This window comes from Flavobacterium sp. ALJ2, from assembly GCF_015594725.1.
Lineage (GTDB): Bacteria > Bacteroidota > Bacteroidia > Flavobacteriales > Flavobacteriaceae > Flavobacterium.
Window position 1 is genome coordinate 88,659 of sequence record NZ_JADNRC010000017.1, and the last position, 6,785, is coordinate 95,443.

Here is a 6,785-nt window from a genome sequence, read left to right on the forward strand (position 1 = left end):
TCTTTTTTTGTTAAAATTTATTTTTTGCATTTAATAGATTTTAATTTTCATGTTTCCATAGAATCTATTTCTTATGGTTATTGTGTGAGTTTTTCTTGTACTTAAAATTGTCGTATTAAAATTTCTAGTTTTTATTTTTATGAATGTATATAAATACATCACGTACAGGATTTTATTGCCTAAACTCAACTTAAATAATGAAACGATAATCCTATCTAACTATATTAATCTCTTAAGAAATATTTTATGAAAGTAAAACCTACTTTAAGTAACTCCTGCAAACAACTTTCTTTTTCTATGAACTATTTGACTTTTGTTTTTTGTCGAATTAGGGAATTATACAGTTCTTTTCTAATTGAGTTTGCAACAAATTCGGAGTGATTTTTTATAGACTTTATAATTGATTTATTTTCAGATTATTAGGATGTATATCTGATTGTTTGTTAATACAGCTATATTTATCAATCTCTGTTTTTAGATATACTGCACCTATTTACCATATTGGAATTTATTTTTCACTTTATTAATCTTTCAGGAATATGAAAACATTTTTATTAACAATAAAAAAGGGAGCATTTCTACAAAATTATTTGTGGTTGTTTTTGATGTTAATTCCCTTTTCGAACTCATTTTCACAAAATTTTTGCAGACCCGACTCACAGACTAATAGTGTAGGTGGGTTATTATGTGTAGGTATGAGTGTAACTACTCCCAATGATGCATTTGATGGAAACATGACTACTTTTGCTTCTATATCAAATGTTTTAGGTTTAGCTTGTTTTGCGCAGGAGACCTTACATTTTAACCAAACGGCTAAAGCGGGTGACCAAATTGTCATTTATTTTAATACCGGAAACGGTGTCTTGGATGCTGAGTTACTATCAAATGGAACTATTCAGGCAAAAAATGGAGTGGCTAATGTTGGGCCAGAAGTAGCGTTAAGCAACGGAATATTAAATCTCCAAATTTTAGATGATGTAAACAAGATAGGCGTTATAAAATATACCTTACCTGGAGATGCAAATAGTGTAAGAATACAGAGTGGAGGACTTTTAAGCGTATTATTAAGTTTAAGAATATACGAGGTTCGATTGCAATTTGCTAAACCTACAATTGTTGGAGGAAATACTCAAGCAGTATGTTCTGGACAACCAATAACACTTACAGCTACTGCTGCTGCAGGTACTACTCTGGCTTGGTACGATTCACCTACATCGACTACAGCACTTTCAAATACGAATACTTTTACAACACCCGCTTTAACAGTTGCAAAAACGTATTATGTAAGTAGTTCAAGAAACGCAGGTTGTGAGAGTGATGAACGAGTTCCTGTAACTATAAATATTACAAACCCAGTATTACCGACTATAGATACCAGTGGTACTGCAATTTGTTCTACAGGACCAACACAATCGACTACTTTATCAGTAATAAGCCCAGTGCCAGGTACCATTTATTCTTGGTATAATGCTGCATCGGGAGGTACTCTCTTAGGTTCAGGTAACACCTTTACTACGACTGTACCTACTGGAATTACTAATTTTTATGTAGAGGCTGCTATAGGAACATGTAAAACACCAATCAGAACTCCTGTTAGTGTTACTTCGAATCCGGTTCCTGCACTTCCAACGGTGTTAACGCAAAGTGTATCAATATTGTCGGGTCAAAATGCAACTTTAAGTGCTTCTTCAACTGACCCAAGTGTTACCTTCGATTGGTATGATGCAGCTACAGGAGGGACTAAGTTATTAGCAAATTCACCTACTTATACTACTCCTATATTAACTGCAAATAAAACCTATTATGTTGAAGCAGTTAGTGCAGCAGGAGGGTGCGTAAGTGCAACCAGAGTTGCAATAAACATAACTGTTTCAGCTAGCCCGTTAGGAGGCTGTTTGGATGCAAATAGTCAACAAACGAACCAAAATGGACTTTGTTTGTTGTGTTCTGCAAGTAATCCTAACAATTCGGTTGATGGTAGTAGTAGCACTGCTGCCAGATTATCAGTACCAATTGGTTTGATTAATGGATGGATTCAGCAAACACTACAATTTAATAATCCGGGTCAAGCTGGAGATGTTATTACGGTTGATTTAGAAATTCCAACTGGACTTTTAGACATAAGCGCCTTAAGTTATATTTCATTAGCGACTTATAACGGTGCTACTTATAATAATGACCGAATAGCTGTAAACAGTTCCCTTTTAAATATTGAATTATTAACAGGCAATCGTTTTAAAGCGAGTCTTACAGCAGGTTCTGTCTTTGATCGTGTTGAGATTAGGCTAGGAGGATTGGCTACATTATTAACTAGTCTGGATATTTATGGAGCTTCGTATAAGTTTAAAACGAGAACTATAACTGGAAATACGACAATTTGTAGCGGACAAACAGCTACTTTAACATCTAGTGCTTCTTTGGGCGAAACTATTAAATGGTATGATACTTTAACCGGAGGTACTCTATTAAGTAGTACAGCCGTTTATACTACACCTGCTCTAACAGCAAATAGTACTTATTATATTGAAGTTACTCGTAATGGTTGTGTGAATGGCGAAAGATTTCCTGTTCTTGTTACAGTTAATAATCCGATTGCTCCAACAATAAATGTTTCTCTATCAGCAATTTGTAGTGGTAAAACAACTACATTGAGTGTTCAGGCTCCAGTCGTGGGAACAACTTATAAATGGTATGATGCAGCTACGGCTGGAAATTTATTATTTACAGGTACATCTTATGTAACTCCAACTTTAACTGCTAATGTAAGTTATTATGTTGAAGCTTCGATCGGAAGCTGTGCAACTACAACTCGTACAGCGGTAAATCTTACTATTACCCCACTACCTCTAGTGCCTACTGTAGCATCATCTAATGTTGTTATACAGGCTGGACAAAGTGTTACTTTGGCTGTTACGAATCCTGTGGTTGGTATAGATTATGATTGGTATGATGCTCCTGTCAATGGAAATTTACTAGCATCAGCTACAACGTCATATACGCCAACACCAGCTTTAACGGTAAATAAAAGTTTTTATATTGCTGCGAGAAATCCACTAACAAATTGTATAAGCGATACAAGAGCAGTTATTAATGTTGCCATAAGTAATTCTATTAATTCTTGTTTATTGGCTAATTCGCAAGTAACTTCTAAAGGAGGGACTACAGGCTGTTTATTGTGTGGTTCAACAAATGATGGAGATTCTGTAGATGGTATGAATACAACTGCAGCACGTCTATCAATACCTGTTGGTTTGTTAGATGATTATATGCAACAAGTATTGAGTTTCCCAACAGCTGGTCAGACTGGAGATATTATAGATGTAGAACTAGGGATTCCTGTTGGGCTTCTTAACATAAGTGCTCTTTCTAATATTAGTTTGCAAAGTTTTAATTCAGGTTTACCTAATCCTGATCAATCTGATATTAGCTCTCTTCTAAATGTTCAGATCTTAGGTGGTAACCGTTTTAGAGCGAGTTTTGTTGCAGGAGGTCCGTTTACAAGCGTTCAGATTAGATTAGAGGGATTAGCTACTTTATTAGCAGAATTAGATATTTATGAAGCTTCTTATAGATATCCAAATGCAACAATAACTGGAGCAGAAACTCCAATTTGTGAAGGACAATCTACGACATTAACGGCTACAGCTACAGGTACACAAACATTTACTTGGTATGATGTGCCAACTGGAGGAACTGCTTTAGCAACTAATACAAACACTTATGTAACGGGAACATTAACAGGAACTAAAATATTTTATTTAGAAGCCAGTCGTGGAGTTACACCATGTCTTAATACTAATCGTCAGGCTATCACAGTAACGGTGTTGCCTTTGCCTACAGATACTGATATTGCAACAACAAGCCCTGTAAATGCATCTTGTACTGGAAGTGTTATATTATCTCCAACAGCAACATTGGCAGGAGCAACATTTAAATATTATACAGATCAAAATAAAACTCAAGAAATTATATCTGGAACTGTAGCTGGAGTAACATACTTAAAAGACGCTACAACTGGAGCGCTTACTATAAGTGGACTTATTGCTTCGAACTCTCCTTATAAATATTATATTTCGGTTCTTAATGGAGGTACTTGCGAAAATGTAAACGGAACTTTAAAAGAAGTTGTAGTAAATTTTCCAGCAGGTTCAGACTTGACAGTTACAGCAACTTTGGCTGGTTGTGCCAAAGTGAATTTAAAAGATGCTATCACAAATTTTGATACATCAGGAAATACAACATATACTTTCTTTGATTCTTTAAATGCGCCAATTACAGAGCAAGCTGCCGCAAATATTACTATAGGCGGTGATTACTGGATTCAAGCTCAAACTACTGGTATTGATTGTCCATCTGTGAAAGAAAAAGTGACGGTTACAATTAATCCATTACCAACTTTAACAGTAACAACAGCTTCTGTAGTTGTTAATAAAGGCGATTCAGTAGCATTAGTAGCAACATCTGATGGAACTGTAACTTGGTATGATCCTGCAGGAAATCCTATACCATCAAATAATACAGGCGCACTAAATACTGTTGGCGTTTTTGCCTATACAGTAATTGCGAGTAACGGAACTTGTACAAGTAGCCAGACTGTTACAATTACTGTCATAGATCCTGCTAGTTGTGATCCATTATTAGAAAGAGAATATGCTACCACTCAACAATGGGGATCAATTATTACTGGAGGTGTTACAAACGGCGCTAATGCTGTAGATGGTAATCCTAAAACATATTCAACAATAACAACTGGTTTAGGCCTTTTAGGTATTGGAACTACATGGCAAAATTTGCAATGGCCTACAACTATTGCAAAAGGAACTCCTGTAACAGTAAAGTTAGGTGCGGAGTATAGTGGGGTAGCGTTAGCACAAAGCGTTACTGTGATAGGAACTAAACGTGATGGATTAGGAAACCCAATTGATATTGGAACATTACAATCGGTATCTGGATCATTATTAAATTTATTATCTGGTCAAAACTCATTTGAATATACATTTGTTCCATCAGATATTTCAGGACCTAAAGCTTATGATGGTATTCGAGTGCAAATAGGATCAATTTTAAGTGTAGCGCAAAGTATAAATGTATATGATGCTTATTATGATAAATCAGTTGCTCAGATAACTTGTGGACAAGGAGATATCGAAGATGTTTTCTTTGGTGTAAAAGAAATAGGAGTTGGTGCATTAACAGCTACTGTTGGAGTTTCGAATGCATGGAATGTAGCTGATAATGATATAGCAACTTATGCTACAATGTTTAGCGGAGTAGGAGTACTTGCAGCAGCTGAACTTTCTGCAACTTTTAGAACACCATCCATGGTTGGAGATAGTCTTAGAGTATTGATTTCTAAGCCAGGAACAGTTTTAAATCTTAATTTACTTACTGGATTTAGTATTCAGCTTTATTTAGGGAAAATTGCAGTAGGTGCTCCTATTGAAAATACAAGTAGCTTATTGACATTAAAATTACTTTCGGGAGATACAATGGCAATGACAGTTGTAGCTCCTCAAGCTCAACCATATGATAGAGTTACAATATCTTTTGGAGGTGTTGCAAGTGTATTAGACGAACTTAGAGTTCATAATATCGACCGTGTAACAAATACTAATGTCATTGGAGGAGATGATGGTAATAACGTCACGGTCTGTCCTGGTAGTACTATAACATTGCAGGTACCTCCTGCAAATTGTTCAACCTATAAGTGGTATGACTCCCCAACGGGAGGGAACGAATTAGCGACAGGTCAAACTTATACAATTCCAGTTACATTGGCAGCAGGTACATATAAATATTATATTCAGCCAATTCGTTACGGTTGTCCGGCTCTAGCAAGGGGTGAAGTGAATGTAATCGTTAGACCAACAACTCCGGTAAGTACAATCGTAGATGTAAAAATTAATGATGGAAGCGAAACTATTATTTGTGCGGGAGATGGTAAAGTTAAGTTAGATGCGGTTTTAACTGCTACTCCAGTACTTAGTAATATAGTGTATCATTGGTATAGTTTTGACGGAACAAATAGTAATTTAATTGTAGGAGAAACGGCTTCAATATTAAATTTAACAGGATTAACAGCTGGGACTTATACTTATTATTTAGGAGTTAGTTCAGATCAATTTTGTGAAACTGCTCCAGGAGATAGAAAACAAATTACATTTACAATTTTACCAAATTCTCTTGTAACTGATATTACAGTAAATAATGATTCTGTTTGTCACAACACAGATGCTGTATTTACACCAGAGAGTACTTTAACAAATCCTAAATTCTTTTGGTATTTTGACGCTAATAAAACACAATCTATTCCAAATGGACCAGGACCTGTTACTATTGCAGGTATTACTTATACTACTAGTAGTTTAGGAGTTTTAACAGTTTCGGGATTAACAGCACTTATGAGTCCTGTTACTTACTATGTTGCGGTATCAAGCGATAATACATGCCAGAATAAAGAGGGAGAATTAAAAATGGCTACAGTAACAATAAGTAGTCCGGTGACACCAACAACAAATGATGATACCCAAGATTTCTGCTTGGCCAATAATCCAACAGTTGCGAGCCTTCAGGTTAATGAACCAAACGTTGTTTGGTATGATTCTCTTATAAGTACAACTCCATTGTTGGCAAGTACTCCATTAACGAGTAAAGCGTATTATGGAGCTATTTCTATTCCTATAAAAACAAATCCAATAGAAGTATATTGTGAGAGTGCTGTTCGCTTACTGGTAACCGTAACGATAACTGATCCAGCTAAACCAACAACCAACGACGATACCCAA

1 pseudogene is annotated in these 6,785 nt (G+C 35.7%); it reads left to right on the forward strand.

What is annotated here, in order from left to right:
- Positions 1-539 precede the first annotated feature (539 nt).
- A pseudogene (locus tag IUY40_RS17095) lies at positions 540-6,785 on the forward strand (hypothetical protein); the annotation flags it as partial.